This window comes from bacterium endosymbiont of Bathymodiolus sp. 5 South (assembly GCF_900128535.1).
Classification (GTDB): Bacteria; Pseudomonadota; Gammaproteobacteria; order PS1; family Pseudothioglobaceae; genus Thiodubiliella.
The window spans coordinates 1-1,067 of sequence record NZ_FQTR01000362.1; the positions used below are offsets into that span (position 1 = coordinate 1).

At 35.0% G+C, this 1,067-nt stretch carries 1 protein-coding gene and 1 pseudogene; both read left to right on the forward strand.

Translation table 11 applies throughout. The features are described from left to right. The coding region (locus BBROOKSOX_RS11505; RefSeq protein WP_139662001.1) for a tetratricopeptide repeat protein at positions 1-692 on the forward strand (692 nt) is incomplete at its 5' end. 5 nt (positions 693-697) lie between these two features. Beyond that, positions 698-1,067, forward strand: a pseudogene (locus BBROOKSOX_RS11510) (tRNA (guanine-N7)-methyltransferase); the annotation flags it as partial.

Below are 1,067 nucleotides of genomic sequence, written 5' to 3' on the forward strand. Positions count from 1 at the left end.
ATAATTTAATTGCCGAAGTTTATTTTAGAATAGGGCGTACTTACGAAATCATAGCGCAATACCAAAAAGCTATTGATTCTTATCAAATAGCAGTAAGTCTTGATCAAAAAAATCCTATTACTTATGAAGAAATAGGATTTAACAACATGGCATTAGGCCAATATCAAGAAGCGATTGAAGCCTATCAAAAAGTTATTAAAATCAAGCCTAATGATTACATGTCGTATTACAATATCGCAAATTCTTACTATGAACTACACTACAATAAAGATAATGCTTATGGCACTAAAAGCTACAACAACCTATACGAGTCCATCAAGAAGGCTTACAAACAAGCGATTAAGATCAAGCCTAGTTTTGAAATTGCTTACATTAATTTATTTGAACTATCATTGGTTCAAAATCAAGCCTTTGAGCAAGATTTATTAGTTAAATTTCAACATAACTTTGCCAACAATCGACAAGCGATGATGGAATTCGACATGTTGAGCACGCTCAAAAAAATTGACACAACAAAGCAATTGCTTAATGAAAAGCAGAAGCAGAACTTTAAGGCTAAATACAAAGGCATGCACTTTAACAATTGGTCGTGGCGTGAAATTGAGCAATGGATTAACACTAAAACTAGCAGTAAAGCGACACTAGAATCTGCACTTACATTTTTCAAAACTTTTGATAAATCTAACAATTAAACTCTATGAGAAAAATCCAAAGTTTTGTTAAACGCTCTGGCAGGCTGACTGCTTCGCAAGAAAAAGGATTAACTGAGTTGTGGGATGATTATGCGATTGAAGCGCAAGGTGTATTAGACTTTACCAAGATTTTTGGCAATAATAATGATGTGGTATTAGAGATTGGTTTTGGCAATGGCGATACGCTGGTGGCAATGGCACAGGAAAACTTAGAGCTCAATTATGTGGGCATTGAAGTCTATGAGGCGGGGATTGGGCGCTTGATTAATAGCGCACATATCAAACAACTAAATAATTTGAAAGTGATGAGGGGTGACGCAGTTGAGTTTTTAAGTGCTAATATTGCTGACAATTCTTTGGCTAGATTTCAGTTGT